The sequence below is a fragment of the Streptomyces sp. RK62 genome (assembly GCF_018070255.1).
Taxonomy (GTDB): domain Bacteria; phylum Actinomycetota; class Actinomycetes; order Streptomycetales; family Streptomycetaceae; genus Streptomyces; species Streptomyces nigra.
The window spans coordinates 387,882-412,716 of sequence record NZ_JAGPYD010000006.1 but is presented as its reverse complement, the minus strand read 5'-3'; the positions used below and the strand labels follow the sequence as shown (position 1 = coordinate 412,716).

Sequence of the window (24,835 nt, the reverse complement as noted above, 5' to 3'; positions counted from 1 at the left end):
GGCCCCCCCCCCCCCCCCCCCCCCGCCCCCTCCTGGAGAACCCCAGATGCCCACGCACAGACGTCCCCGCCTCGCCGCGCTCCTCGTCCTTTTCACCGCCCTCGCGCTCACGGGCCTGCGCGCCGGACCTGCCACGGCCGCAGACGGCGACGTCAGCTGGACGGTCCGGACCGCCGCGAACGGGTACGGCGACGACCGCTCCAGCTTCGGCTACGCCGTGAATCCGGGCGGCACGGTCGAGGACACGATGGTCGTCACCAACCGGGGCAGGAGCACCCTCCGCCTCGCCGTGTACGCTGCCGACGGCTACACCACCGACGCCGGACAACTCGACCTGCTCACCCGGGAGAAGGAGTCCGTCGGCGTCGGCGCCTGGGTGCACCCCCGGACCGACACCCTCACGATCAAGCCCGGCAAGTCCGCCGACGTCCCCTTCACCGTCACCGTCCCGAAGAACGCCACCCCCGGCGACCACGTCGGCGGCCTCCTCACCTCCCTCAAGCAGTCCGACACCGCCGCGGGCATCAACGTCGACCGCCGCCTCGGCGTCCGTCTCGCCCTTCGCGTCGGCGGCGAACTCACGCCCCGGCTCGCCGTCGAGGACCTGCACGTCGACTACGACGGCACCGTGAACCCCTTCGCGAAGGGCACGGCCACCGTCGCCTACACCGTCCACAACACCGGCAACGCCCTGCTCTCCGCCCGCCAGGATGTCTCCGTCCAAGGCCCGTTCGGCTGGCTGCATACGGCGGCGCACGACGTGGCCGACACCCCCAAGCTGCTGCCGGGGGAGCGGTGGACGGTGAAGGTTCCCGTGCGGGGCGTCGCACCCGGCGTACGCCTTACGGCGACCGCCGAGCTGCTGCCCCTGCTCACCGATCCTTCCGGCTCGACCACGCCCCTGAAGCCGGTCGAGGCGACCGCGCACACCTGGGCCGTTCCCTGGCTCGCCGGCCTGCTGCTCCTCGTGGTCGCCGTGACCTCGCTCCTCGTACGCCGGGCCCGCGCGCGGCGCAGGGAACGCGAAGCCGTCCGGGTACGGGAGGCCGTGGAGCGGGCGCTGCAGGAGGCGTAGGGAGCCCGGACATCTACTCCCTGGCGGTGGACATGGTCTGCAGGCCGACCGCGCCGAGAAGGTCGAGCTTGCCGCGGGCGTCGGTGCCCGGCTGCGGGGTGAACACCACGAGGCGGAGGCCGCCCTCCGTGGTCAGGATGCTGGAGAGCAGGGCGATGTCCCCGACCTCCGGATGCTCCACCCGCTTGAGCGCGCTCTCGTGTCCGCCGACCGCCCCGCGGTCCCACAGCTCACGGAACCTGGGGCTGCGGCTCAGCTTGACGATCAGCGCCTCGACGTCCGGGTCGCCGGGGTACCGGCTGGTCGTGGCCCGCAGGTCGGCGATCAGGGACTCCTCGAACGCCTCCCGCTCGGACGGCGACTGCCGGATCCGTGGCAGCTCCGCCAGGAACTGCCACACCAGCACATTGCCGTCCTCGGCGTCGCCCACCGCGCCCTCCCCGAAGGTGGCCGCGAACAGCGGGTTCCAGTACAGGAGTTGCCAGATGCCGTCGTAGACCGCCACCGGCTGGGCGGCGAGCTGGTCCATGATCCGGTACAGGCTCGCCGGGATGATCCGCGGGAGGCGGCCGGGGCCGGCGGTGTGGCCGGCCAGGCGCAGCAGATGCGCTTGCTCGTCGTCGGACAGCCGCAGGGCACGGGCCAGCGCCGAGCACACCTGCGCGGAAGGCGTCGCCACCCGTCCCTGTTCGAGCCGGACGACGTACTCGACGGAGATCCCGGCGAGCATGGCCAGCTCGGCGCGCCGCAGCCCCGGCACCCGGCGTCGCGCCCCCTGCGTCAGCCCGGCCTCCGCCGGGTCCAGCCGGTCCCGCCACGCCCGCAGCGCGTCCCCAAGTCTGTTCATGTCTCCATCTTGCGCCAGACGCCGAGGGCGCATGATCGGATCGGACCGCAACGATCGGGCGCGGCCGGAGTGCCCGCTGCCAGGGTTGTCGGCGAAGGGAGACCTCATGATCTCGGCACTCAACCGGCTCGTCGACCAGGTCGAACGGCATCTCGGCGAGGAACTCGACCTCGGCCGGCTGGCGGGGGAACTCGGCACCACCGAGTACCACCTGCGCCGGATGTTCTCGTCGCTCGCCGGCATGCCGCTGTCGGAGTACGTGCGGCGGCGCCGTATGACCGTCGCCGCCGCGGACATCGTCCGGGGCGAGAACGACCTGCTGGACATCGCCGTCCGGCACGGTTACGGCTCCAGCGAGGCGTTCGGACGCGCGTTCCGGGCGGTCCACGGCGCCGGACCCGGTGACGTACGCCGTGACGGAGGCCCCCTTCGCACACAACCGCAGCTCAGGTTCCGCCTGACCGTCGAAGGGAGCATCCCCATGGACACCCGCCTCGTCGACCGCCCCGCGTTCCGGCTGGCCGGCCACGCCGCCCGCGTGCCGCTCATCCACCAGGGCGTCAACCCGCACATCCAGGAGCACATCGCGGCACTGCCGCCGGAGGAGCACGTACGGCTGAAGGGACTCAGCGACACCGAACCGGCCGGCCTGCTGCAGGTCAGCGACGACGTCGACCCCGACGCCACCGAGGGCAGCGAACTCACCTATCTGCACGGTGTCGCCCTCGACCAGGACACGCCCGTCCCGGACGGTCTCCACACCATCGAGGTGGCGGCGGGCATGTGGGCGGTCTTCCGGACCAGCGGACCGCATCCGCAGGCCCTGCAGACGACCTGGGCGGCGACCGCGACCGAGTGGTTCCCGTCCAACCCGTGGCGGCTGCGGACGGGCCCGTCGATCGTCGCCGTCCTGGACCGCGCGGCGGACTTCAGCACCGCGACCTGCGAACTGTGGCTGCCCGTCGAACCCGCCTGACGGCGAACGGCCGAGCTCCGGGCCGACGGAAACCCCGTCGGCCCAGAGCTCGGCGCGTCCAGGGAGCTACGCCTGCCGCGCGCTCCACTCCGCCAGCGAGGTCGCGCCGATCGACGCGTCCGGGCCGGCGAGCAGGTCGGACTCCTGGAGAGCGGCACCCCAGTACAGGCCCTGCGGGTCCGTCACGACCGGGCGCGGGTCGCCCTGCACCGCGAGTCCCTTGCGCAGGAAGTCCTCGAACGCGAAGGTGTCGGGCCCGGCGACCTCGACGATGCCGTTCACCGGCGCGCCCACCGCGGTGCGGGCCACGGCCGCCGCCACGTCACCGGAGAAGATCGGCTGCATCTTGATGGGCGCGGCGACGACCGTGCCGTCCTGGGTGGCCGAGTCCGCCAGGCCCTGGGCGAACTCGAAGAACTGCGTCGCCCGCACGATGGAGAACGGGACCCCGGACTCCCGGATCATGTCCTCCTGCGTCTGCTTGGCGCGGAAGTAGCCGATCGCCTGCAGACGGTCGGTGCCCACGACGGACAGCGCCACATGGTGGGCGACCCCGGCCTCGCTCTCCGCCTTGAGCTGCTGCTCCGTGGACCGGCGGAAGAAGTCCAGCACGGCGTCGTCGGCGAACGACGGGGAGTTCGTGACGTCGACGACGACCGACGCGCCCGCCAGGGCCTCCGCCAGACCCTCGCCCGTCAGGGTGTCGACGCCGGTGCTGGGGGAGGCGGCCACCGCCTCGTGCCCGTGTTCGGTGAGCGCGGCGACCACCTTCGAGCCGATGAGCCCGGTCCCACCGATCACTACGACCTTCATGGATCTTTCCTTCCGTCCACGGCACCGCCCGCCTCGCGCGGCGCGGCGCCCGCCGGATCCGGCGACGACTGCTTGCACCCTTCTGACCGGGCAGCCCTCCCGTCTGTGACAGCCGGTGCGCCGGGAAGAGCCGACGTCCTCGACAGCGGTCGGTTCCAGCGTGCCCCGGGTGAGGCATATCGGCGCGCGCCGGGGGCACCGGATAGAAGCCCTGCCGTTGATCACCGCATGACCGCAGTCCACGCCCAGGGGTGTGGCCGGTGGCCCGAGGAGTTCACGTGACCAGCACCGCGTCGCAGTCACCCCAGTCAGGAGCCGCCACGGCTCACCCCGACCATCTCGGGCACGTCGTCTTCATCGCGGCGGCGGCCGCGATGGGCGGCTTCCTCTTCGGCTACGACAGTTCGGTGATCAACGGTGCCGTCGAGGCGATCCGCGACCGCTACGACGTCGGCTCGGCCGCGCTGGCGCAGGTCATCGCCATCGCGCTGATCGGCTGTGCGGTGGGCGCGGCGACGGCCGGACGGATCGCGGACCGGATCGGCCGGATCCGCTGTATGCAGATCGCGGCCGTGCTGTTCACGATCAGCGCGGTGGGGTCGGCGCTGCCGTTCGCGCTGTGGGACCTCGCCTTCTGGCGGATCGTGGGTGGCTTCGCCATCGGCATGGCCTCGGTGATCGGCCCGGCCTACATCGCCGAGGTGGCCCCGCCCGCCTACCGCGGGCGGCTCGGTTCCTTCCAGCAGGCCGCGATCGTCGTCGGCATCGCGATGTCGCAGCTCGTCAACTGGGGGATCCTGAACGCCGCCGGAGGCGACCAGCGCGGTCGGCTCATGGGGCTGGAGGCCTGGCAGGTCATGCTCGGCGTCATGGTCGTCCCGGCCGTCCTGTACGGTCTGCTGTCCTTCGCGATCCCCGAGTCGCCCCGCTTCCTGATCGCGGTCGGCAAGCGCGAGCGTGCCCGGCGGATCCTCGCGGAGGTCGAGGGCGAGAACGTCGACTTCGACGCCCGGATCACCGAGATCGAGCAGGCGATGCGCTCCGAGCGCAGGTCGTCGTTCAAGGACCTGCTGGGCGGCACGTTCCTGTTCAAGCCGATCGTGTGGGTCGGTATCGGCCTGTCGGCGTTCCAGCAGTTCGTCGGCATCAACGTGGCCTTCTACTACTCGTCCACGCTGTGGCAGTCCGTGGGCGTCGACCCGACCGACTCGTTCTTCTACTCGTTCACGACGTCGATCATCAACATCGTCGGCACGGTCGTCGCGATCATCTTCGTCGACCGGATCGGCCGCAAACCGCTCGCCCTGATCGGGTCGGTCGGCATGGTCGTCGGCCTCGGCCTGGAGGCCTGGGCCTTCTCCTACGACCTGGTCGACGGCAAGCTGCCCGCCACCCAGGGCTGGGTCGCCCTGATCGCCGCCCATCTGTTCGTACTGTTCTTCGCCCTGTCGTGGGGCGTGGTCGTCTGGGTGCTGCTCGGCGAGATGTTCCCCAACCGGCTGCGCGCCGCCGCCCTGGGTGTGGCGGCGGCCGCACAGTGGATCGCCAACTGGGCCATCACCGCGAGCTTCCCGTCGCTGGCCGACTGGAACCTGTCGGCCACCTACGTGATCTACACGGTGTTCGCCGCGCTCTCGATCCCGTTCGTGCTGAAGTTCGTCAAGGAGACCAAGGGCAAGCGGCTGGAGGAGATGGGCTGACGGCCCTCTCCCCGGCCGGCCGGTCAGGGCACGCGTGTCGTCCACTCGGGCGTGGAGAACTTGGTGCGGACGAGTTCCTGCGCCCGGGCCAGCTCCTCGTCCGTGACCTTGCCGTCGGTGAGGCCGTAGCGGCGCCGGAAGGAGTCGACCAGGCCCGCGATGACCTCGTGCCGGGGCAGACCGGTCTGCCGGCGCAGCGGGTCCACCCGCTTCTTCGCGCTCCTGGTGCCCTTGTCCGACAGCTTCTCCCGGCCGGTGCGCAGCACCTCGAGCATCTTGTCGGCGTCGATGTCGTACGCCATGGTCACGTGGTGCAGAACGGCTCCGGGTCCGCCGTCGGGTCCCACGAGGCGCTTCTGCGCCGCACCGGCGATCTTGCCCTGCTCGGTGGCGATGTCGTTCAGCGGCTGGTACCAGGCCTTGATGCCCATCTCACCGAGCGCGTCCAGCACCCAGTCGTCGAGGTAGGCGTAGCTGTCCTGGAACGACAGGCCCTGGACGAGGGAGTCCGGCACCGACAGCGAGTACGTGATCGTGTTGCCGGGCTCCACGAACATCGCCCCGCCGCCCGAGATACGGCGGACGACCTCGATGCCGTGCCGTTCGGCGCCCTGCGCGTCGACCTCGTTGCGCAGCGACTGGAAGCTGCCGATGATCACCGCCGGTGCGGCCCACTCCCATACCCGCAGCGTCGGCGGGCGGCGACCGGCGGCGATCTCCGCGGTGAGCACCTCGTCCAGGGCCATGTGCAGCCCCGGGCTCTGCGGACCGTCGTAGACGAGCTGCCAGTCGTAGTCCGTCCAGTCCGTGGCGTGGGCGAGCGCCCGCCGCACCGCGATACCGACCGCCTCCGAGGTCAGCCCGTACATGACGGTCCCCTCGGGCAGGGCCCGGTCGATACGGCTCGCCAGACCGGCGGCGTCGGTGTCGGCGGGGGCGCCGTCGAGAGCCCGGTTGACCGCGTGGAGCGCCTCGTCCGGCTCCAGGAAGAAGTCACCGGCCACCTGCGGGTGCCGCAGCACCCCGTCCTCCACCTCGACGTCCACCACGACGAGCTTGCCGCCGGGAACCTTGTACTCACCGTGCACGATGTCGCCATCCCTTCTCCGCCAAGGTGGAACCGGCGGCGGAGCCGGAGTGTTCCCACGGGGCGCCCGGCCGGGCGAGTGATGAGTTTCTGGCCGCACGCCCGTCACACCTATGACGGGACACGACGCGGCGGGAAGGACGACACGATGAGCGCGGACACACGACCGGCGGAGGACCTGGCCCCGACCCGGCTGGACGACATCGGGGAACCGGAGTTCTCGGGCCTGGCCGAGCGGCACAGGCGGGAGCTCCACGTGCACTGCTACCGGATGCTCGGGTCGTTCGAGGACGCCGAGGACACCGTGCAGGAGACGTTCCTGCGGGCCTGGCGCCGCCGGGAGACCTTCGAGGGCCGGTCGACGTTCCGGGCCTGGCTGTACCGGATCGCCACCAACGCCTGCCTCGACCTGCTCGCCAAGTGCCGCCCACAGCCGGCGACCGGCGGGGAGGTGCCGTGGCTGCAGCCCTACCCGGACCGTCTGCTCGACGAACTGTCCGCGGACGACGCCGACGAGCCGGAGGCGGTCGCCGTCGCGCGGGAGACGATCGAGCTGGCGTATCTGGTCGCGGTCCAGCACCTCGCGCCCCGCCCCCGGGCCGTACTGATCCTGCGGGACGTCCTCGGCTGGCCGGCCAAGGAGGTCGCGGCATTCCTCGGCGACTCGGTGAACTCCGTCAACAGCGCCCTGCAGCGCGCCCGCGCCGGCCTGCGCGAGCACCTGCCCGCCGAGCGCCAGGACTGGACCGGCGACGAGGAGGACGCCGCGACCCGCGACCTCGTACGCCGCTTCACCGAGGCCAGTGTGGCCACGGACATCCCGGCACTCACCGCGATGCTGCGGGACGACGTCCGGTTCGCGATGCCGCCCACGCAGGGGCTGACCGTCGGACGTGACACGGTCGTGGCCGGCTGGATCGAGGACGGCTACGAGGGCATGAAGGGCCTGCGCCCCGTCCCCACCGCCGTGAACCGCCAGCCCGCCGTCGCCTACTACCTGTGGCAGGGACAGCAGGGCGCGTATCTGCCGCTGACGATCGACGTCCTGCGCATCACGGGCGGCGCGATCACCGAGATCACCACCTTCGACAGCGACCAGTTCCCCCACCTCGGCCTCCCGGCCCGCCTCGCGGCCGATGGCACGGAGCGGGAGTAGGGAGCGGCAGACTTGAGTCTCCCGCAGGGGGAGACGGTGAGGTGAGCTCATGGACGGCGGCACCCTGTACCCGATCGGCGAACTGGCCCGGCGCACCGGGCTGACGGTCAAGACCATCCGGTTCTACTCCGACCGGGGCATCGTCGAGCCCGCCGGCCGCACCCACGCCGGCTACCGGCTCTACGCCCCGGACACCGTCGCCCGTCTCGCCCTCGTGCGGACGCTGCGAGACCTGGGCCTCGGCCTGCCCGTGATCCGGCAGGTCCTGGACCAGGAACTCAGCCTGAGCGAAGTCGCCACGGAACACATCGCCGCACTCGACGCGCAGATCGGCATCCTGCGTCTCCGACGGGTCGTCCTGACAGCCGCCGCCCGACGAGCATCCACCCCCGAGGAGATGGAACGCATGCACCAGCTGGCCACGCTGTCCGAAGCCGAACGCCGGCGTCTGATCGAGGACTTCCTCGACAGCGTCTTCGAAGGCCCCCACGGCGGCGCCCAGTACGCCGCGGCTCGGCGTTCCATGACACCCGAGCTCCCCGACGACCCCACGGGCGAACAGATCAACGCGTGGGTGGAGTTGGCCGAACTGTCTCTGGACCCGGACTTCCGCGCCACCGTGCGGCGCCTGCACGCCGCTGCCCTGCCGGACGACGCCCCCACGCCACCGCGCCCCGACCTGATCGCCATCGTCCGGGATCTCGCAGGCCCCGCCGTGGCACGCGGCATCGACCCCGAATCGCCCCAGGCAGATCCCGTCGTCGCGGACCTCACCGCCCACTGCACACGGGCCCACGGCCGCCCGGACGACGCCGAGCCGCACCGATGGCTGCTGCACCGCCTGCACACCGCGGCCGATCCCCGCAGGGACCGTTACGTCGGCCTGCTCGCACTGATCAACGACTGGCCGGCACCGGAACGCCTCACCCCGGTGATCGACTGGTCCGTGACGGCCCTGCGGATCAGGGCAGCTTGACGCGTTTCCCGCGCCGATCAGGGACTCGTTCACGAGGGGTAGCCGTCAGGCGCGCAGGCTTTCCAATTCCGCCGCGCGGCGGTGGTCCTTGGGGCGGCCGAGGGAGCGGCGCATGAGGATCAGGTCGTCCAGGTCGGCGTAGAGGATGTCGAAGCCCGCCGGGTCGTGGGTGACCGCGGCCCGGTCGAGGCAGGGCGTCACGTCCATGTCGCCCCAGGCCAGGGCCGACGTACAGAGGTCGCCGCTCGCGCCGGTCACCCGGTAGACCACCTGCGGGCGGTCCAGATCGGGCAGGTCCGTGCAGCCCGCCGCCGTCAGGGCCCGGCGCAGAACCCGCGCCTGCTCGGGTGTCCCGTCCCACAGCAGGTCGAGGTCTCCCGTCAGCTCGGTCGAGCCGTGCAGGATGCCGGCCACCTGCCCGACGACCACCGCCCGTGAACCGGCCTCGTGCAGGGCCCGCAGAAAGGGGAACGGGTCGAAGCCGAGCGCGCCGTCCGTGCCGAACGTTCCGTCCACGTCGTCGGCTTCCTCCGGGCCGACCCCGGTGGCGGCGCGTTCACGGGTGGACTCCGCGATACGCCGAACGGCCCGGCGGAGCCGCAGTGCGGCGGTCTCATCCATCCGCTCATTCAACCGCAGGCCGGGACCCCGCCATCGTCAGGCCCTTGGGACCATCGGCCCCGTTCCGGGACCACAGGCCCCTGCCCTACGCCCCCTCCCGGAGACAGGGTGGAGGCAGGAGAAGCGGACTGAGGAGGAGATCGGCATGGCCCGCACGATCACCGTGGGACTGGACGGCTCGAGCGAGAGCCGGGCGGCCGCCGAGTGGGCGGCCCGCGAGGCGACGCTCCGCCAGGTGCCGGTACGGCTGGTCCACGTCTGGCAGCCGGCCCCGGAACCCCTGACACAGGCCCCGCTCCTCGGCGCCGAGACGCACCAGCACTGGACCGTGCGGATCCCCCGGGACGCGGCCGAGGGCCTGCGGCTCCGGCACCCGGGCATCGAGGTGACCACCGAACAGTGGCCCGGCCCGCCGGCCGACGTGCTGCTCGACGCCGCAGGGGACGCCGAACTGCTGGTGCTGGGCTCGCGCGCCCTCAGCGGCCTCGCGGGCTTCCTGGTCGGCTCCGTCGGCCAGTCGGTCGTCGCCCGCGCCAAGGTGCCCGTGGTGCTGGTCCGGGCGGGCGAACAGGCCGCCGACGAGCACATGAAGGACCCCGCCGGCATCCCGTCGGCCGCCACCGGCTTCCGGCCCGTCGTCCTGGGCCTGGACACCGGTAACCCTGACGGCACGGTCCTCTCCTTCGCGTTCGACGAGGCCCGGCGCCGCGAGGCCGCGCTCACCGTCGTCGCCGGCTGGAACCTCCCGCCGTCGTACGTCTACAGCCTGGCCGCCGGTGTGGACCCGCGCGAGGAGATGAGCCGTGAGCGGGCCGCCGCCCTCACCGAGGTGCTGCGGCCGTGGCGGGAGAAGTACCCGGACGTCGAGGTGACCGAGGCCTCCCGGCTCGGCAGCCCCGCGAACCATCTCATCGACGCGGCCCGCGACGCCTCCCTCGTGGTCGTCGGCCGCCGGGTGCGCCGCAGCCCCGTCGGTATCCACATCGGCGCGGTCACCCACGCGGTCATGCATCACGCCACCGCCCCCGTCGCCGTCGTCGCACACGACTGAGACGCCGGCCAGAGACAACACCCTCAGTGGATCGTGAGACGGCCCCGCCCCGCCAGCCGGAACAGCAGAACCAGGGACGGGAGGACCGTGACCCCGGCGACGCACGCGACGACGATCAGCACCTGCAGCGTGGCCCGGGGTGAGGCGGCCTCGTCGAGCGTGAGGTGGGTGCCGAGCAGATACGGGTACTGGGCGACACCCCATCCGCACACCACGAGCGCGACGGCCGCCGCGGCCGTCTGCCGCAGCAGGACCCTTCGGTCGGTGAGCAGCAGAAACATGCAGGCGATCCCGCACACCGCGGCCCCGATGACCAGCGGCAGGGCTACATGGCTGAGGTCGTGGAACAGCCGTTCTGCGTCGGAGTGCAGGACGAAGATGCCGGCGACGGACACCGCGCCCGCCGCCACGCCCGCGGCGAGTCCCCGGTCGCGGAAGTACCGGGCCAGCCCGGGGTCGTCCGCGCGCCGCGCCTCCACGTGCAGGTACACGGCGGCCAGGTAGGCGCACACCACGACGGCCAGGATCCCGCCCAGATGGGAGGTCGGATGGTTCCAGCTGGCCACCGCGTTGCCGTTGCCGCCCGTGGGGACGCGCCCGGACGCGATGGCACCGGCGATGGCGCCGAAGCTGTACGGCGTCAGGAGGCTGGACACCGCGAACAGGGCGCCGTAGAGCCGTTGTTCGGGGGTGCGCATGGCGTTGTGGCGGAAGGCGAACGCGGCTCCCCGCAGCACGATTCCGAGTCCGGCCAGGATGAGCGGCAGATACAGCGTGGTGGTGATCGCGGTGAACGCGGTGGGGAAGCCGGACCAGAGGATGACCAGGCAGTAGATGAGCCAGGTGTGGTTGGCCTCCCACACGGGGCCGATGGACGTGTCGATGAGGTGCCGGGGGCGGCGGCCCCGTTCGGCGCCTCCGGCGGTGAGGTCCCAGAACCCGGCCCCGAAGTCGGCCCCGCCGAGCAGGGCGTAGGCGATCACGCCGACGAACAGGAGGATGGCGACGGTGTCCTGCATCTACTGCTCCCTCGGTCCCGGCCGGGCGGCCACGGGCTCGGGCTCGGGCGCCGGGCCGTAGGGCACGGTGACGTTGTCGTCCCCTTCGGCGCGCCAGCGCCGCCGCATCGAGCGCAGCACCCAGATCGCCGCCGCGCCGACCGCGCAGTACAGAGCGAGTACGCACGCGAACAGCGCCCAGATGTTGCCTTCGGTGGTGACCGCGTCCTTGGTCAGCAGCAGGCCGACGACGGTCCACGGCTGCCGCCCGACCTCGGTGACGACCCACCCGCTCTCCAGGCAGATCACGGCGACGAGGCCGCTGACGGCGCAGGCGCGCAGGAACCAGCGGTTGTGCGGAACCCGCCGGTGCCGGTACCAGAGCCAGGCGAACCACGCCGCGAGCAGCGCCAGCAGGGTGCCCGTGCCGACCATGACGTCGAAGGCGAGGTGGACGATGCTCACCGTGCGGTCGCTGGGCCGTACGTCGGCGGGGATCGCGTCGAGCCCCTTGATCGTTGTGGACGGTGAGAAGTCGGCCAGGATCGAGCCGAGGTCGGGGATCTGCCAGCCGTAGCGGACCTCGCCGTCGATCAGGACCCCGCCCAGCGTCTCCGGCACGTGGTCGTCGGTGGTCGGCACCATCTCGATGGCGGCGAACTTGGCGGGTTCGTCGTTGAAGACGTCACGGGCGAGCGTGTCGCCCACGAACAGCTGGACGGGCATCAGACAGGCCGCCGTGACGAAGCCGATGAGGAACCCGGTGCGGTGGTAGCCGTTGTCCCGGCCCCGCAGCAGGCCCACGGCGTACACGCTGGCGACGGTGAAGCCCGCCACGATGTACGCGGCCAGCAGCATGTGGATCGTCTCGCCCCAGAACGCGCCGTTGAAGAACACCTCGGACGGCCGGACGTCGACGACCTTCCCGTCGCGCATCGTGATGCCGCCCGGCTGGTTCATCCAGCTGTTCGCGGCGACGACGGAGGCGGTGCCGCCGATGCCGGACAGGGAGACGGGCACCCCGGTCCAGAAGTGCCCCCACGGGGGCAGCCGGTTCCAGCCGTAGATGTAGATCGAGACGAAGATCGCCTCGAGGAAGAAGAACAGGCCCTCGATGGAGAAGGGGAAGCCGAAGGCCGCCCCGTAGGTGCCCATCAACCCGGGCCACAGCACGCCCAGTTCGAAGGTGAGGACGGTCCCGGTGACCGCGCCGACGGCGAACAGGACGGCCGCCGCCTTCGACCAGCGCCGGGCCAGCAGCAGGGCGGTGGAGTCGCCACGCCGCAGCCCCCGGTAGTGGGCGATGAGGGTGAGGCTGGTCAGGGCCACGCCGAACGGCACCAGGATGATGTGGAAGCCGAGCGTGAAGGCCATCTGCTGGCGGGCGGGGAGTAATTGGGCGGGCTCGTCCGCAGCGGTGGCGAGACCGTTGAGGACCGCGTCGAGTGTGAGCATCGTGTCTTTTCGTCCGGACTCGCGGGTGCGGAACGGCGCCCCGCCTCACGAGGGGGCACGGCACCGTGACCGAAATGTCACTTTTATTTCCTCGGTCATGCTAGGTCACGGGCGCTGCCGTGCCGCGGTCCCTCGGGCGCGGCGACCCGGCGTGCCGCGCCGGTCCGGGCTCACCGGCCGACCGTGTCGGTACGCGGCTCGGTGACGCTGCTGCGCCGGACCAGACGGACCGTCACCGCCGCCGCTACGACGATGACGCACCCGACGAAGATCAGCCCCGCGCTTCTCAGCCCGAGCGGGACGGACAGGGCGCCGATGCCGACCACCGGCAGCGAGATACCGACGTAGGCGGCGACGAAGAGCGCGGAGATCGTCGCGCCGCGCTGCTCATCGGGCGCGGCCCGCGCCACCCCGGCGACCGACGCGCGGAACGACATGCCCTGTCCGATCCCGGCGACGGCCGCGCCCGCGATCAGCACCCCCAGGGACTCCGCGAGGAGGGAGGTGCCGATGAGTACGCACCCGGCGATCAGGATGGCGCAGCCCAGCGGCAGGGCGCGGCCCGGACCCGTACGGCCCATCAGCTGCCCGGCGGTGGAGGCCAGGAACACCGTCAGCACGATCGCACCGGCCACGGCCAGGTTGTCGACGCCCAGGTACTGTGCGGCGAACGACGGGGCGACGGCCGTGAACAGCCCCAGCACCGAGAAACCGGCGAACGACGCCAGCCCGGCCGGTACGAAGACGGACCGCGTCTGCGGCGGCACGACCATGCCCTCGGGACGCAGGGGCGGGCGCGGAACGGGCCGGTGCACGGACTCGGGCAGCGCCGCGACCAGGACCATGGCGACCGCCAGCATGCCGATATGGACCAGAAAGGGCAGCCGCAGCGGGTGAGGGGCGTACTCCGCGAGGACTCCGGCCAGCAGGGGCCCGCACCCCAGTCCGCCCATGTTGGCCGCGGTGGCCGCGAACGCGGCTCGCGCCCGCTCGTCGGGGCGGGCCAGTTCGGTGACGGCCGCCGTGGCGGCGCCGCTGAGCAGCCCGGCCGCGAACCCCGAGAACACCCGGCCCACGAACAACAGCGGGAGTCCGTCCTCGAAGAGGAAGCAGAGCGCGGAGAGGACCGACAGCACGAGCGCGGTGAAGATGATCGGCCGGCGGCCCAGCACGTCGGAGAAGCTGCCGGCCAGCAGCAGGGCGACGATGACACCGACGGCGTACACGGCGAAGATCACCGTGATCAGGAACTGCGAGAAGCCGATCTCCTCGCGGTACAGCCCGTACAGCGGGGTGGGCAGTGTGGTGCCGGCCATGCCCACGGCGAACACCACGGCCGCGACGACGTACCAAGGGAAACTCCGCTGCCTGGGTTCCGTCATTCCGCCCTTCCCTGGGTCGCCGGGGCGCGACGGCCTCCCGCGCACGGAGCCGGCTCGACCTGATCAGCTCACCACAGGCGGGCGGCGCTCGCACTCCGTGACGGTGACAGGGAGTCAGACGGTCCTGGCGTCCTCATTCGACGGACGCCCACGACGGCACCCTGGCCGCCTCGGGGTCGTGGTCGAGCCGTTCGCGCAGGCAGGCCGGCAGGACGCCGACCGGTGCCAGCGCCAGGGGCAGCAGGACCAGCGCCACCGCCACCGGCACGATGAGGACGAGGACACCGGTGACCCAGACGTTGTCGTCGGTGGTGGCCAGCATGAGCAGCCCCGCCCCGTGCGCGACGTACGTCCCGAGCCACTTCAGCAGCGTGAAGGCGACCGCCAGGACACCGAGACCCAGCAGCCAGAGCCCCGTGGTCCGGGACCGGGCCGCGCGGGTGAGCGTCCAGGAGCGCCGCATGGCGACGGTGGCCGAGCAGTCGTCCGCCACCCGGATGGCGGTCGCCAGGGAGAAACGGCCCAAAAGGACGAGCCCGCCCGCCCAGATCAGCACGGGCAGGATCCGGCCGACGAGGATGAACTGCACGGTCGCCGGGTCGTGATAGGTCGGCCGGACCACGCCCGGCACCAGCTCCTCCTCCACCGCGACCAGCACCGCCAGACCGGCCAGCGCGGGGCCGAGCGCGCACGCCACCGTCAGCGCCTGCACGCGGAGGGCGGCGCCGAGGTGCCCACGCGAGCGGTCCCACACGGCACGCAGGGGGAGCCCGCCGGACCGGCGCCGGGTGTGCGCGACGATCACGGCCTGGGCGGTGAGCAGCCAGGCGACACAGGTCATGGCGACCAGGAGCAGCAGGGGGAACACGACCAGGGCGACGCGGACCAGGTCGTCCCACTGGTCGGCGTACGCGACATAGGAGTCCTCCGACGCGATGCTGAACTCGGCGTCCCTCCTGGCCTGTAAGAAGAGCCCCCAGGAGGCGGCGAACGCACCGGCCACCACACTCCCGCCGACGACCAGCGCCCCCGCGCACGCCAGAAGTGCGGAACCGAGCACGGGGCGTCGGGCGCGCACGGTGGTCCGCGCGGCCTCCCTCAAGAGGCCGACGCCACCGCGGTGGGGGTCCGCGTGATCCTTCATGCTGGCTGCGACGCCCGCACCCGTCCGCCCGGTTCCGCTTCCGAGCGGTCCGCCGGTGATGCACGGGCCGCACGACGAGATGGGAAGGCCAGGTGTGACGCAGGTCATGGGAACTCCGCCGCACGGGCCGACAGTTCAGGACGTGACGACAGACAGACGAGCGCGGGTGCGCAACGGGGACCCGGATGCCTTCGCGGAACTTTTCGACGAGTGCGCCCGCGCGGTGTACAACCACGCCTTCCGCCTGACCGCCGACTGGTCGACGGCCGAGGACGTCATGTCGACGACGTTCATGGAGGCCTGGCGGCGCCGGGAGACGGTCGACGCCGAAGGCGGCACGCTGCGGCCGTGGTTGCTCGGCATCGCCACCAACGTGGCCCGCTCCCACCACCGCGGCGACCGCCGCTACCGCGCCGCCGTGGGCGCGGCCGCGGCGGCGATGGAGGACGTCGAGGACCATGCCGAGGCGATCGCCGGACGCGTGGACGACCGGCGCACGCTCCACGCCACGCTGACCGCCCTGAGCCTGCTCAAGCGCCCCGAGCGCGAGGTGCTGACCCTGTGTCTGCACGAGGGGATGGCGTACGCCGAGGTGGCGCGCGTCCTCGGGATCCCCGTCGGGACCGTCCGCTCCCGCCTGTCCCGCGCCCGCGGCAGGCTGCGCAAACTCACCGACGCGCAACTGCTCCGCGAAAAACGGGAACCCACCCCCGCAAACCGGCAGATACAGGATGACCGCGGATACACGGTCCGGTCCGCACAGGAAGGAAACCGATGAACGCCAGCCCCTCCCACCAGCCGCACCCGGCTGAGTGGACGGAGACGCAGGGCCTGCTGCCCTGTGCCGAGCGGGATCTGCCGGCGGGCCGCCACCAGTTCCACAAGGAGCAGTTGATGGCCCAGATCCACGAAGACCTGCGCACCACCACCCGCCCGGAGGCCCCGAAGCGCCGCCCCAACCCGTTCCTGCGCCGTACGGTCCTGCTGCCGGCCGCCGCCCTGGCGCTGGCCGGAGCGGTCGCGGGCGGCCTCGCCCTCACCTCGGGCTCCCCGGACGACGGCAGGACCGCCCTGGCCACCGGGCCCGCCCTGACCACCACCGTCGGTGTCGCCGACGCCAAGGGCGCGCCCCGGCTGCTCGACCAGATCTCCCTCGCCGCCGCGGACACCTCCACGCCCGCCCCGCGCAAGGGCCAGTACATCTACATCGAGTCGCAGGTGGCCAGCACCTACCCCAAGTCCGTCGGCGACACCACCACGGTGGTCAGCGAGGAGCTGCACCCCCGCAGGGTGTGGAACTCCCTCGACGGCAAGGACGGCTGGCTGATCGAGCCCGGCCAGACCGGCGACGAGGGCATCACCCTGGCGAGCAAGGTCAGGTTGGCCGGGGCCTACGACGTCCTCGCCGCGCTGCCCACCGACCCCGACGCGCTGCTGCGCCACATCTACCGCGAGTCGGACGCCACCCGGGACCACGAAGTGCCGCGCGACCAGGCCGCGTTCGTCGCCATCGGCGATCTGCTGACCGAGAGCTACCCGCCCGCCGAGGTCAGCGCGGCCCTCTACAAGGCCGCCGCGAAGATCCCCGGGGTCGTCGCCGTGAAAGACGCCGTCGACGCCATGGGCCGCCACGGGGTCGCCATCGCCCGGGAGGACACCACCGGAGGCGAGCGCGTCGAGTGGATCTTCGACAAGAAGACACTGCGCTTCCTCGGCGAGCGGATCGTCGTGGTCAAGTCGGTGGCGGACAGCCCGTTCAAGGTGGGCACGGTCACCTTCACCAGCGCGATCACCCGCCGCGCCGTCGTCGACGCCAACCAGCAGATCCCCGGCGCGGCGGGCTGAACGTCTGTGGTCCAGAGGCACGGGTGAGCTTGCCGGCCGTACTCGGGCCGGCAAGTGCATCCCACCCCTGAGCAGTTGAAAGGAGCGGGGCGACGGCTGCAGACAGAAAAAAGTCGCTCGCCCCGTACAACCCTTCAGCCCCTCCGGGAGTCTCTCCTGCGCCGGTCATGATCGTGCCATGCCAAACGGTGTCGGCGACGGCGACCGCGATGGCCACGGGACCGGCACGGACACCGCTTCCCTGGGAGGACCTTCGTGCGCAAACGCACCCTGCTGATGTCCGCGACGCTGCTCGCGTCGGGCCTGTCCCCGCTCGTCGCGGCAGGAGCGCAGGCCGCTTCCGGGGCCCCGGGCGACATCGACAAGGACGGCTATCGGGACGTCGTCGTGTCGGCCCAGGACGCCAAGGTCTCCGGGCATGCCAAAGCCGGGGCCGTGGTGGTCCTGTACGGCACCGCCCGCGGCATCGACCCCTCCCGGCGCACGGTGCTGACCCAGAACTCCACCGGCGTGCCGGGCACCGCCGAGGCCGGCGACCGCTTCGGCGCCGCCGTCGCCGTCCACGACCTGAACCGCGATGGCTACAGCGACCTCGTGGTCGGCGCGCCCGGCGAGGACGTCGACGGGGACGACGGCGGCGGCTCCGTCACCGTCGTGTACGGCGCCGCCTCCGGCCTCACGAAGGCAAGGACCGTCGCCGACCCCTGGCCGACGACGCACGACGCCTGGGGACGCACCCTCGCCGTGGGCGTCTACAACGGACTCAACCCCGTCAACGACGGCAAGCTGTCCATCGCCATCGGCGCCAACGACGCCGAGGTCACCTACATGCCGGCCGACCTGTCCGCGCAGTCCGGCACTTCCGGCAACGGGTTCATGTTCAATCCGGCCCACGGCATCGTCGCCCTGACCCAGGTCGACCTGCCCAACAGCGACAACGACCGGCTGATCGTCCACGGCCGTGGAGTGTCGGACGGCGGCTGGGGCTACGACGGAACGGGCGACGACCCGGCCACCTGGCTCGCCGACCCGGCCGGGTTCGAGGACGCCCAACTGCCCGCGGGCACGGTCTCCGCCGTGGGCGACCTCAACGGCAACGGCTCGCCCGACCTGGTCATCGGCAACCCCGAGGACCCCTCGCAGAGCCCCGGGACCGCGCTCGGCGGGCAGGTGACCGTCTACTTCGACGCCGGATACGGCGGTTCGCCGAGCAGCGTCCAGACCATCACCCAGGACACCTCCGGCGTACCCGGAGCCGGTGAGGCCAAGGACCGCTTCGGCGCCTCCGTCGCCGTCGGCGACACCGACAAGGACGGCCGGGCCGACCTCGTGATCGGCGCCCCGGGGGAGAACGGGAACAGCGGATCCGTCATCGTCGTCCGCGGCACCGCGGGACGGCTCGACACCGCCCACGCCCGCACCTGGACCCAGAACACCGCGGGTGTGGCGGGCACCTCGGAGACCGGCGATACCTTCGGCGCGGCCGTGCGCGTCCTCGACACGAATAAGGACGGTTACGGCGACCTGCTCGTCGGCGCCCCCGGCGAGAACGGCGGAGCGGGCAGCCTGTGGCTCCTGCGCGGCTCGGCCACGTCCGTCACGGCCGCCGGCTCGGTCAACGTCGGTCCCGGCGGCGCCGGGCTCGGCTCGAGCGGTGCCGCGCACTTCGCCCAGGTGGTGACCGGCCCGTGACCGCTCGCACCCCGCACACCCGACTTTCCCTCCCCGGAGCAGACATGCCGTCCCCCGCCCGCGTCCCCTCGCGCTCCCTCGCCTGCGCGATCGCCGTCACCACGGCGGCCACCCTGACCGCCGTCGTGCTCCCGGCCGGGACCGCGGCCGCCGCGGCGCCGTACAAGGGCGCCAACACCGCCGCCGTTCAGGACGACTTCAACGGTGACGGCTACCGCGACCTGGCGGTCGGTGCCCCCGGCGCCGCCAACGGCTCGGTGGACGCCGCCGGTGCGGTCGTCGTCCTCTACGGCTCGGCGAGCGGCGTCTCCGCCACGCACCGCACCGTCATCACCCAGGCCACCACCGGCGTTCCGGGTGCCCCCGAGGAGTGGGACGGCTTCGGCACGTCGGTCGCCTCCGCCGACCTGGACCGCGACGGCTACGCCGACCTGCTCGTGGGCACGCCGAGCGAGGCGGCGGGCACGATGGACGGCGTCGGCTCCCTCACCGTCGTCTGGGGCGGCAGCTCCGGACTCAAGGGAGGAGCGGCCGTCTCACCGCCCACCGGCCTCGACGAGGGCTGCGGCTTCGCCGCCGGCATCGCGGTCGGAGACGTCACCGGCGACGGCGCCCCCGACATCGGGGTCACCGGGAACTGCGGCGCCACCTCGTACACCGGCCCGTTCACCCGGACCGGCCGCCCGGCCCAACGGTCCTTCGTCAACGCGCTCGGCACCAACCGCGGTGTCGCCATCGACGACGTCGACCGCGACGGACGGGCCGAACGCTTCTGGCTGCCCGGCCCCACCGGTGGAGACGCCAACGGCACGGTGTACGTCGACCGGGGGGATGGCACCTACACCGAACTGCCGCTCGCCGACGGCGTCACCGGCCGCGTCGGGGACGTGAACGGCGACGGCTACGGCGACCTCGTCACCGGCGTGCCCTACGACGCCTCGCTGACGTCCGACCCCAGCGCCGCCCACCGCGGCGGAGAGATCCAGGTCCTCTACGGAGGCCCTCACGGCATCGACCCGGAGCAGAAGCCGCAGGTCATCCACCAGGACACGGCCGGAGTCCCGGGAGCGGGCGAGGACGGCGACCTGTTCGGCGAGTCGCTCAGCGTGGGGGACACCGACGGCGACAAGTACGCCGATGTCGTCGTCGGCGCTCCGTGGGAGGCCCTGGGTTCCCGCGTGGGCGCGGGACAGGCGACGCTGCTGCGCGGCTCCGCCACCGGCCTCACCGCCACCGGCGCGGTCGCCTACACCCAGGACACCGCCGGCGTGCCCGGCACGGCGGAGCAGGGCGACCGGTTCGCCGCCGCGGTCCACCTCGTCGACGTCACCAAGGACGGCCGGGCGGAGCTGGCGGTCGGCGCCCCCGGCGAGAACGCCGACGGGTTGCTGTGGACGGCCAAGGGCGCCACGGCCGGCCTGGTGACATCCGGGTCGAAGACGCTCAGCGGAACCGCCGCCGGTGCCAAGCGGAGGTACGCGGACGTCGAGTTCGGTGCCGCACTCCCGGGTGCGCGCCAGACCGGCTGAGCCGGACGACGAAAGCCGAGGGGCAGGCGCCCGTCACGGTCGCCCGCCCCTCGTGTGCGCGCCGGCGCCCACCCGCTCAGCGCCAGCCGAGCTCCGGTGCCACGTGGGTGAGGATGCTCTCCAGCACATGCGTGTTGTAGTCGACGCCCAGCTGGTTCGGGATGGTCAGCAGAAGGGTGTCGGCGGCCTGGATGGCCTCGTCGTCCTGGAGGAGCTTGATCAGTTCGTCCGGCTCCCCGGCGTACGACCGGCCGAAGATGGCCCGGGTCGTGTCGTCGATCATGCCGATCTGGTCCCGGGAGTTGCGGTCGCGGCCGAAGTAGGCGCGGTCGCGGTCGTCGGTCAGGGCGAAGATGCTGCGGCTGACCGACACCCGGGTCTCCCGGGTGTGGCCCGCCGCGCGGTACGCCTCCCGGTACGCCTCGATCTGCTTGCGCTGCTGCACGTGCAGCGGCTCGCCCGTCTCGTCGTCCTTGAGCGTCGAGCTCTGCAGGTTCATCCCCAGCTCACCGGCCCAGACCGCCGTCGCGTTCGACCCGGAACCCCACCAGATCCGGTCGCGCAGTCCCTCGGAGTGCGGTTCGATCCGCAGCAGGCCGGGCGGGTTCGGGAACATCGGCCGGGGGTTGGGCTGGGCGAACCCCTCGCCGTCCAGGACCTTGAGGAACTCCTGGGTGTGGCGGCGCGCCATGTCGGTGCCCGTCTCGCCGGGGGCCGGTTCATGGCCGAACAGACGCCAGCCGTCGATGACCTGCTCCGGTGAGCCGCGGCTGATGCCCAGCTGCAGCCGGCCGCCCGCGATGAGGTCGGCGGCGCCCGCGTCCTCCGCCATGTAGAGCGGGTTCTCGTAGCGCATGTCGATCACGCCGGTGCCGATCTCGACGGTCGAGGTCCGCGCCCCGATCGCGGCGAGCAGCGGGAACGGGCTCGCCGCCTGCCGGGCGAAGTGGTGCACCCGGAAGTACGCGCCGTCCACGCCGATCTCCTCGGCGGCGACCGCGAGGTCGATCGACTGGTGGAGCATGTCCGCGGCCGACCGGGTCCGGGAGTACTCGCCGGGCGACCAGTGACCGAAGGAGAGGAAGCCGATTTTCTTCACACTGTCCCCAGCGTCCGGACGCCCTCGTTGATTCCCGCCCTGGTCAGCGGGGCAGCAGGGCCAGCGCCGCCGCGGCGTTGTGGTCCGCGATCCCCCGCATGACCTCGCGGTGCGGGAAGTCGCCGTCCAGGAGGCGCAGCGGGCCGGCCACGAGCGAGAGGTGCGTCGCGAGGGCGTACAGGTCGAGCCGGGCGGGGTCGAGTCCCGGACGTGCCAGAGCCGGGTACCGCTCGCCGAAGCGCAGCCTCAGGAAGACGTGCTCCCACTCGACGTCGAAGTACATCAGGCCCTCGATGTCGATGAGGACGGGGTGCCCGTCGGTGCCGACCAGGACATGGTCGGGCCCCAGCTCGCCGTGGATCAGCCCGTGCCCGGTGCGTGGAGCCACCCGCGCGGCCAGCTCCCGCAGACGGTCCCGCAGGGCGTCCGCGACGGCACCGATCCGGGCATCGCGCTCGGCCGCCTCCGCGAGGTCGTCCAGAGCCCGCTCCAGCACCAGCTGCCGGCACGACTCCCCGGCCGCCGTACCCCCGCGTTCCAGCACGTCCACCCGGCCGTACCGGGGACCGCGCTGCCCGTGCATCACGTCGAGCATGACCGCCAGCTCGTCCATGGCGGCCGCCCCCCGTACGGGATCGGACTCCAGGAGGGCTTCCAGGGTGTCGCCGGGGACGTCCTCGACGACCGCCACGTCCGCCGGATACCGGGTGCGGCCGGCGTCGGAGAACAGCGCGGCCGGGACCCGGACGCCGAGGCCGTCCAGCGTGCGCTGGGCCGCGAGGAAGGGAGCGAGGCCAGAGGCCGGGGCGAAGGGATGGGCCGGGTCCACGCCGTCCACGCCGGGCCAGAAGTTCTCGTCCTCGGCCCAGCTGTAGACGATCACCCGCGTGACCGGCGATCCGTCCGTGTGGACGCGGTACACGCCCTTCTTGCTGCCGCCCCGCAGCCGCTCCACGCCGACGACACGGGCCGCCGCTCCCAGCGCTTCCCGCACGACCCCCGACAGGGCTTCCCCCTCCGCGAATTGACGCATCCGGCGACCTTATCCCGGCCCGTGCCGCACCTGGGCCGGGATAGGCCGCGCAGCACGTCCTAGCGGTGGAGGTCGTACCGGTCGAGGTTCATGACCTTGTCCCAGGCGGCCGCGAAGTCGCGGACGAACTTCGCGTCGCCGTCCCGGGCCGCGTACACCTCGCTGAGGGCGCGCAGTTGGGAGTGCGCGCCGAACACGAGGTCGACGGCGGTCGCGGTCCACTTGACGTCGCCCGTGACCCGGTCGCGGCCCTCGTACACGTTCTCGTCCATGGTGGACGTGGACCACTCCGTGCCCATGTCGAGGAGGTTGACGAAGAAGTCGTTGGTCAGCGCCCCGGGCCGCTCGGTGAGGACGCCGTGCCGGGCCCCCTTGAAGCCGGTGTCCAGCGCGCGCATGCCCCCGATCAGGACGGTCATCTCGGGGGCGGTGAGGGTGAGCAGGTTCGCGCGGTCCAGCAGCAGCGTCTCCGGGGAGAGCTTCTCGCCGGGCTTCAGATAGTTGCGGAAGCCGTCGGCCGCGGGCTCGAGGACGTCGAAGGTGTTGACGTCCGTCTGTTCCTGCGTGGCGTCCGTACGGCCGGGAGCGAACGGGACGGTGACCTGGTGCCCGGCGTCGGCCGCGGCCTTCTCGACGGCCGCGCAGCCGCCCAGGACGATCAGGTCGGCGAGGGAGATCCGGGTCCCGCCGCTCTGCGCGCCGTTGAAGTCCTGCTGGATCCGCTCCAGCGCCCGCAGCGTCTCGGTGACCTCGGGCAGGTTGTTCAGCTCCCAGTCCTTCTGCGGCGCGAGCCGGATCCGCGCCCCGTTGGCGCCGCCGCGCTTGTCGGTGCCGCGGAAGCTGGCCGCCGAGGCCCAGGCGGTGGTGACCAGCTGAGGGACCGACAGCCCCGAGTCGAGGATCGTGCGCTTGAGGGCGGCGATGTCCGCGTCCCCGACCAGGTTGTGATCGACGTCGGGAACGGGGTCCTGCCACAGCTGCGGCTCGGGGATCCACGGGCCGAGGTAGCGCGAGCGGGGACCCATGTCACGGTGCAGCAGCTTGAACCACGCCTTGGCGAAGGCGAGCGCGAACTCCTCCGGGTTCTCGTGGAACCGCTTCGAGATCGGCCCGTAGACCGGGTCCAGCTTCAGCGCGAGGTCCGTCGTCAGCATGATCGGGGCGTGCCGCTTGGACGGGTCGTGGGCGTCCGGCACCTTGTCCCGGGCGGACGGGTCGGTCGGGGTCCACTGGTGGGCGCCCGCCGGACTCGTCGTGAGCTCCCAGTCGTAGCCGAACAGGTTGTCGAAGAACCCGTTGTCCCACTTGGTCGGCTCGTACGTCCACGCCCCTTCGAGCCCGCTGGTCAGCGTGTCGGAGCCCTTGCCGGAGCCGCAGGTGTTCCGCCAGCCCAGACCCTGCTGCTCGATGGGGGCACCCTCGGGCTCCGGGCCGAGGCAACTCGGGTCGACCGCGCCATGGCACTTGCCGAACGTGTGACCGCCCGCGATGAGCGCGACCGTCTCCTCGTCGTTCATCGCCATCCGCCCGAACGTCTCCCGGATGTCCCGGGCGGCGGCCATCGGGTCGGGGGTGCCGTTCGGACCTTCCGGGTTGACGTAGATCAGCCCCATCTGCACGGCGCCGAACGGGCCGGTGAGCTCCCGGTCCCCGCTGTAGCGCTCGTCCCCGAGCCAGGTGTCCTCGGGACCCCAGAAGATCTCCTCGGGTTCCCACACGTCCTCCCGCCCGAAGGCGAACCCGTACGTCTTGAACCCCATGGACTCCATGGCGCAGTTCCCGGCGAAGACCAGGAGGTCCGCCCAGGAGATCTTCTTCCCGTACTTCTGTTTGACCGGCCACAGCAGACGGCGCGCTTTGTCCAGGCTCGCATTGTCCGGCCAGCTGTTCAGCGGCGCGAACCGCTGCGCGCCGCTGCCGCCACCGCCCCGGCCGTCCGCGATCCGGTACGTCCCCGCCGAGTGCCAGCTCATCCGGATGAAGAGCGGGCCGTAATGCCCGTAGTCGGCGGGCCACCAGTCCTGCGACGTCCGCATCACGTCGAACACGTCCCGCTTCAGCGCCTCGACGTCGAGGGACGCGAACTCCTGGGCGTAGTCGAAGTCGGGGTCCATCGGATTCGCCCGCGGAGAGTGCTGGTGGAGGACCTGCAGGTCCAGCTGGTTCGGCCACCAGTCCCGGTTCGTCCGGGGCCGGGTGGCCGTCGGGGTGGGGGAGGGGATTGCCGGGTTCTCGCTCTCACTGCCGGGCATGTGCGCGTCCTGCTTCCTGGAGTGTCGTGTCCCTTTTGCCGGATTCTCCTTCTGACGGTGGGTGCTTTGCGCGCGCCGGGCAATCCGACACGCGCGCGAACGGA

General features: G+C 72.1%; 21 protein-coding genes. 10 read left to right on the top strand and 11 right to left on the bottom strand.

The features are described 5' to 3' along the window. Window positions 1-46 precede the first annotated feature (46 nt). On the top strand, window positions 47-1,075 hold the full coding sequence (locus tag KBY32_RS14530; RefSeq protein WP_210980329.1) for a WxL protein peptidoglycan domain-containing protein: 1,029 nt from the start codon (window positions 47-49) through the stop codon (window positions 1,073-1,075). Between the two features lie 13 nt (window positions 1,076-1,088). Here the strand turns inward: KBY32_RS14530 and KBY32_RS14525 are convergent, their stop codons facing one another. Next, entirely contained in the window at window positions 1,089-1,922 is an 834-nt protein-coding gene (locus KBY32_RS14525; RefSeq protein WP_210980328.1) for a helix-turn-helix domain-containing protein, read from the bottom strand. A gap of 106 nt (window positions 1,923-2,028) precedes the next feature. On the opposite strand from KBY32_RS14525, the gene KBY32_RS14520 reads away from it, so the two are divergent. Then, entirely contained in the window at window positions 2,029-2,898 is an 870-nt protein-coding gene (locus KBY32_RS14520; RefSeq protein ID WP_210980327.1) for an AraC family transcriptional regulator, read from the top strand. Window positions 2,899-2,964: 66 nt separating this feature from the next. Here KBY32_RS14520 and KBY32_RS14515 read toward each other — a convergent pair whose 3' ends face one another. Then, the gene (locus tag KBY32_RS14515; RefSeq protein ID WP_210980326.1) at window positions 2,965-3,711 is read right to left on the bottom strand and encodes an SDR family oxidoreductase; all 747 of its coding nucleotides are present in this window, start codon (window positions 3,709-3,711) and stop codon (window positions 2,965-2,967) included. A gap of 278 nt (window positions 3,712-3,989) precedes the next feature. Here KBY32_RS14515 and KBY32_RS14510 point away from each other — a divergent pair, with 278 nt between their 5' ends. Next, a complete protein-coding gene (locus KBY32_RS14510) occupies window positions 3,990-5,411 on the top strand; it encodes a sugar porter family MFS transporter (protein ID WP_210980325.1) in 1,422 nt (473 codons plus the stop codon). A 23-nt stretch (window positions 5,412-5,434) separates the two neighbouring features. Here KBY32_RS14510 and KBY32_RS14505 read toward each other — a convergent pair whose 3' ends face one another. After that, window positions 5,435-6,499 carry a biotin/lipoate A/B protein ligase family protein gene (locus KBY32_RS14505; RefSeq protein WP_210980324.1) on the bottom strand — a complete coding sequence of 355 codons (1,065 nt, stop codon included), beginning with the start codon at window positions 6,497-6,499 and terminating at the stop codon, window positions 5,435-5,437. 147 nt (window positions 6,500-6,646) lie between these two features. On the opposite strand from KBY32_RS14505, the gene KBY32_RS14500 reads away from it, so the two are divergent. Together KBY32_RS14500 and KBY32_RS14495 are read left to right on the top strand one after the other, a co-directional pair. Next, window positions 6,647-7,654 carry an RNA polymerase subunit sigma-70 gene (locus tag KBY32_RS14500; protein ID WP_210980323.1) on the top strand — a complete coding sequence of 336 codons (1,008 nt, stop codon included), beginning with the start codon at window positions 6,647-6,649 and terminating at the stop codon, window positions 7,652-7,654. Between the two features lie 49 nt (window positions 7,655-7,703). Further along, complete coding sequence (locus KBY32_RS14495) at window positions 7,704-8,630, top strand: MerR family transcriptional regulator (protein ID WP_210980322.1); 927 nt, start codon at window positions 7,704-7,706, stop codon at window positions 8,628-8,630. Window positions 8,631-8,675: 45 nt separating this feature from the next. On the opposite strand, the gene KBY32_RS14490 is transcribed toward KBY32_RS14495, so the two are convergent. Further along, window positions 8,676-9,251: a hypothetical protein gene (locus KBY32_RS14490; protein ID WP_210980321.1), complete on the bottom strand. Its 576-nt coding sequence runs from the start codon at window positions 9,249-9,251 to the stop codon at window positions 8,676-8,678. 145 nt (window positions 9,252-9,396) lie between these two features. Here KBY32_RS14490 and KBY32_RS14485 point away from each other — a divergent pair, with 145 nt between their 5' ends. Continuing rightward, window positions 9,397-10,302: a universal stress protein gene (locus KBY32_RS14485; RefSeq protein ID WP_210980320.1), complete on the top strand. Its 906-nt coding sequence runs from the start codon at window positions 9,397-9,399 to the stop codon at window positions 10,300-10,302. Window positions 10,303-10,325: 23 nt separating this feature from the next. On the opposite strand, the gene KBY32_RS14480 is transcribed toward KBY32_RS14485, so the two are convergent. The 4 genes from KBY32_RS14480 to KBY32_RS14465 all read right to left on the bottom strand — a co-directional run bounded on the left by KBY32_RS14480 (window position 10,326) and on the right by KBY32_RS14465 (window position 15,239). Further along, window positions 10,326-11,321 carry a cytochrome d ubiquinol oxidase subunit II gene (locus KBY32_RS14480; RefSeq protein WP_210980319.1) on the bottom strand — a complete coding sequence of 332 codons (996 nt, stop codon included), beginning with the start codon at window positions 11,319-11,321 and terminating at the stop codon, window positions 10,326-10,328. Further along, window positions 11,322-12,755: a cytochrome ubiquinol oxidase subunit I gene (locus KBY32_RS14475; RefSeq protein WP_055619909.1), complete on the bottom strand. Its 1,434-nt coding sequence runs from the start codon at window positions 12,753-12,755 to the stop codon at window positions 11,322-11,324. It abuts the gene before it with no gap. A 170-nt stretch (window positions 12,756-12,925) separates the two neighbouring features. Beyond that, window positions 12,926-14,137: an MFS transporter gene (locus KBY32_RS14470; RefSeq protein ID WP_210980318.1), complete on the bottom strand. Its 1,212-nt coding sequence runs from the start codon at window positions 14,135-14,137 to the stop codon at window positions 12,926-12,928. 133 nt (window positions 14,138-14,270) lie between these two features. Continuing rightward, a complete protein-coding gene (locus tag KBY32_RS14465; RefSeq protein ID WP_210980317.1) occupies window positions 14,271-15,239 on the bottom strand; it encodes a hypothetical protein in 969 nt (322 codons plus the stop codon). A 184-nt stretch (window positions 15,240-15,423) separates the two neighbouring features. Here KBY32_RS14465 and KBY32_RS14460 point away from each other — a divergent pair, with 184 nt between their 5' ends. The 4 genes from KBY32_RS14460 (at window position 15,424) to KBY32_RS14445 (ending at window position 20,347) form a co-directional block, all read left to right on the top strand. Continuing rightward, entirely contained in the window at window positions 15,424-16,059 is a 636-nt protein-coding gene (locus KBY32_RS14460; protein WP_210980316.1) for an RNA polymerase sigma factor, read from the top strand. Continuing rightward, window positions 16,056-17,126: a CU044_5270 family protein gene (locus KBY32_RS14455; RefSeq protein ID WP_210980315.1), complete on the top strand. Its 1,071-nt coding sequence runs from the start codon at window positions 16,056-16,058 to the stop codon at window positions 17,124-17,126. Before KBY32_RS14460 ends, KBY32_RS14455 begins: the two co-directional genes overlap by 4 nt. Before the next feature lie 255 nt (window positions 17,127-17,381). After that, complete coding sequence (locus KBY32_RS14450; RefSeq protein ID WP_210980314.1) at window positions 17,382-18,818, top strand: FG-GAP-like repeat-containing protein; 1,437 nt, start codon at window positions 17,382-17,384, stop codon at window positions 18,816-18,818. 44 nt (window positions 18,819-18,862) lie between these two features. Continuing rightward, window positions 18,863-20,347, top strand: a complete 1,485-nt coding sequence (locus tag KBY32_RS14445; RefSeq protein WP_210980313.1) for an FG-GAP-like repeat-containing protein — start codon at window positions 18,863-18,865, stop codon at window positions 20,345-20,347. 76 nt (window positions 20,348-20,423) lie between these two features. Here the strand turns inward: KBY32_RS14445 and KBY32_RS14440 are convergent, their stop codons facing one another. Genes KBY32_RS14440 through katG form a run of 3 tightly spaced genes read right to left on the bottom strand, consistent with a single transcriptional unit; the run spans window position 20,424 to window position 24,731 of the window. Further along, complete coding sequence (locus KBY32_RS14440; RefSeq protein ID WP_210980312.1) at window positions 20,424-21,446, bottom strand: LLM class flavin-dependent oxidoreductase; 1,023 nt, start codon at window positions 21,444-21,446, stop codon at window positions 20,424-20,426. A 43-nt stretch (window positions 21,447-21,489) separates the two neighbouring features. Beyond that, complete coding sequence (locus KBY32_RS14435) at window positions 21,490-22,479, bottom strand: phosphotransferase family protein (protein ID WP_210980311.1); 990 nt, start codon at window positions 22,477-22,479, stop codon at window positions 21,490-21,492. A 59-nt stretch (window positions 22,480-22,538) separates the two neighbouring features. Next, on the bottom strand, window positions 22,539-24,731 hold the full coding sequence (gene katG / locus KBY32_RS14430; RefSeq protein WP_210980310.1) for a catalase/peroxidase HPI: 2,193 nt from the start codon (window positions 24,729-24,731) through the stop codon (window positions 22,539-22,541). Between the last annotated feature and the right edge of the window lie 104 nt (window positions 24,732-24,835).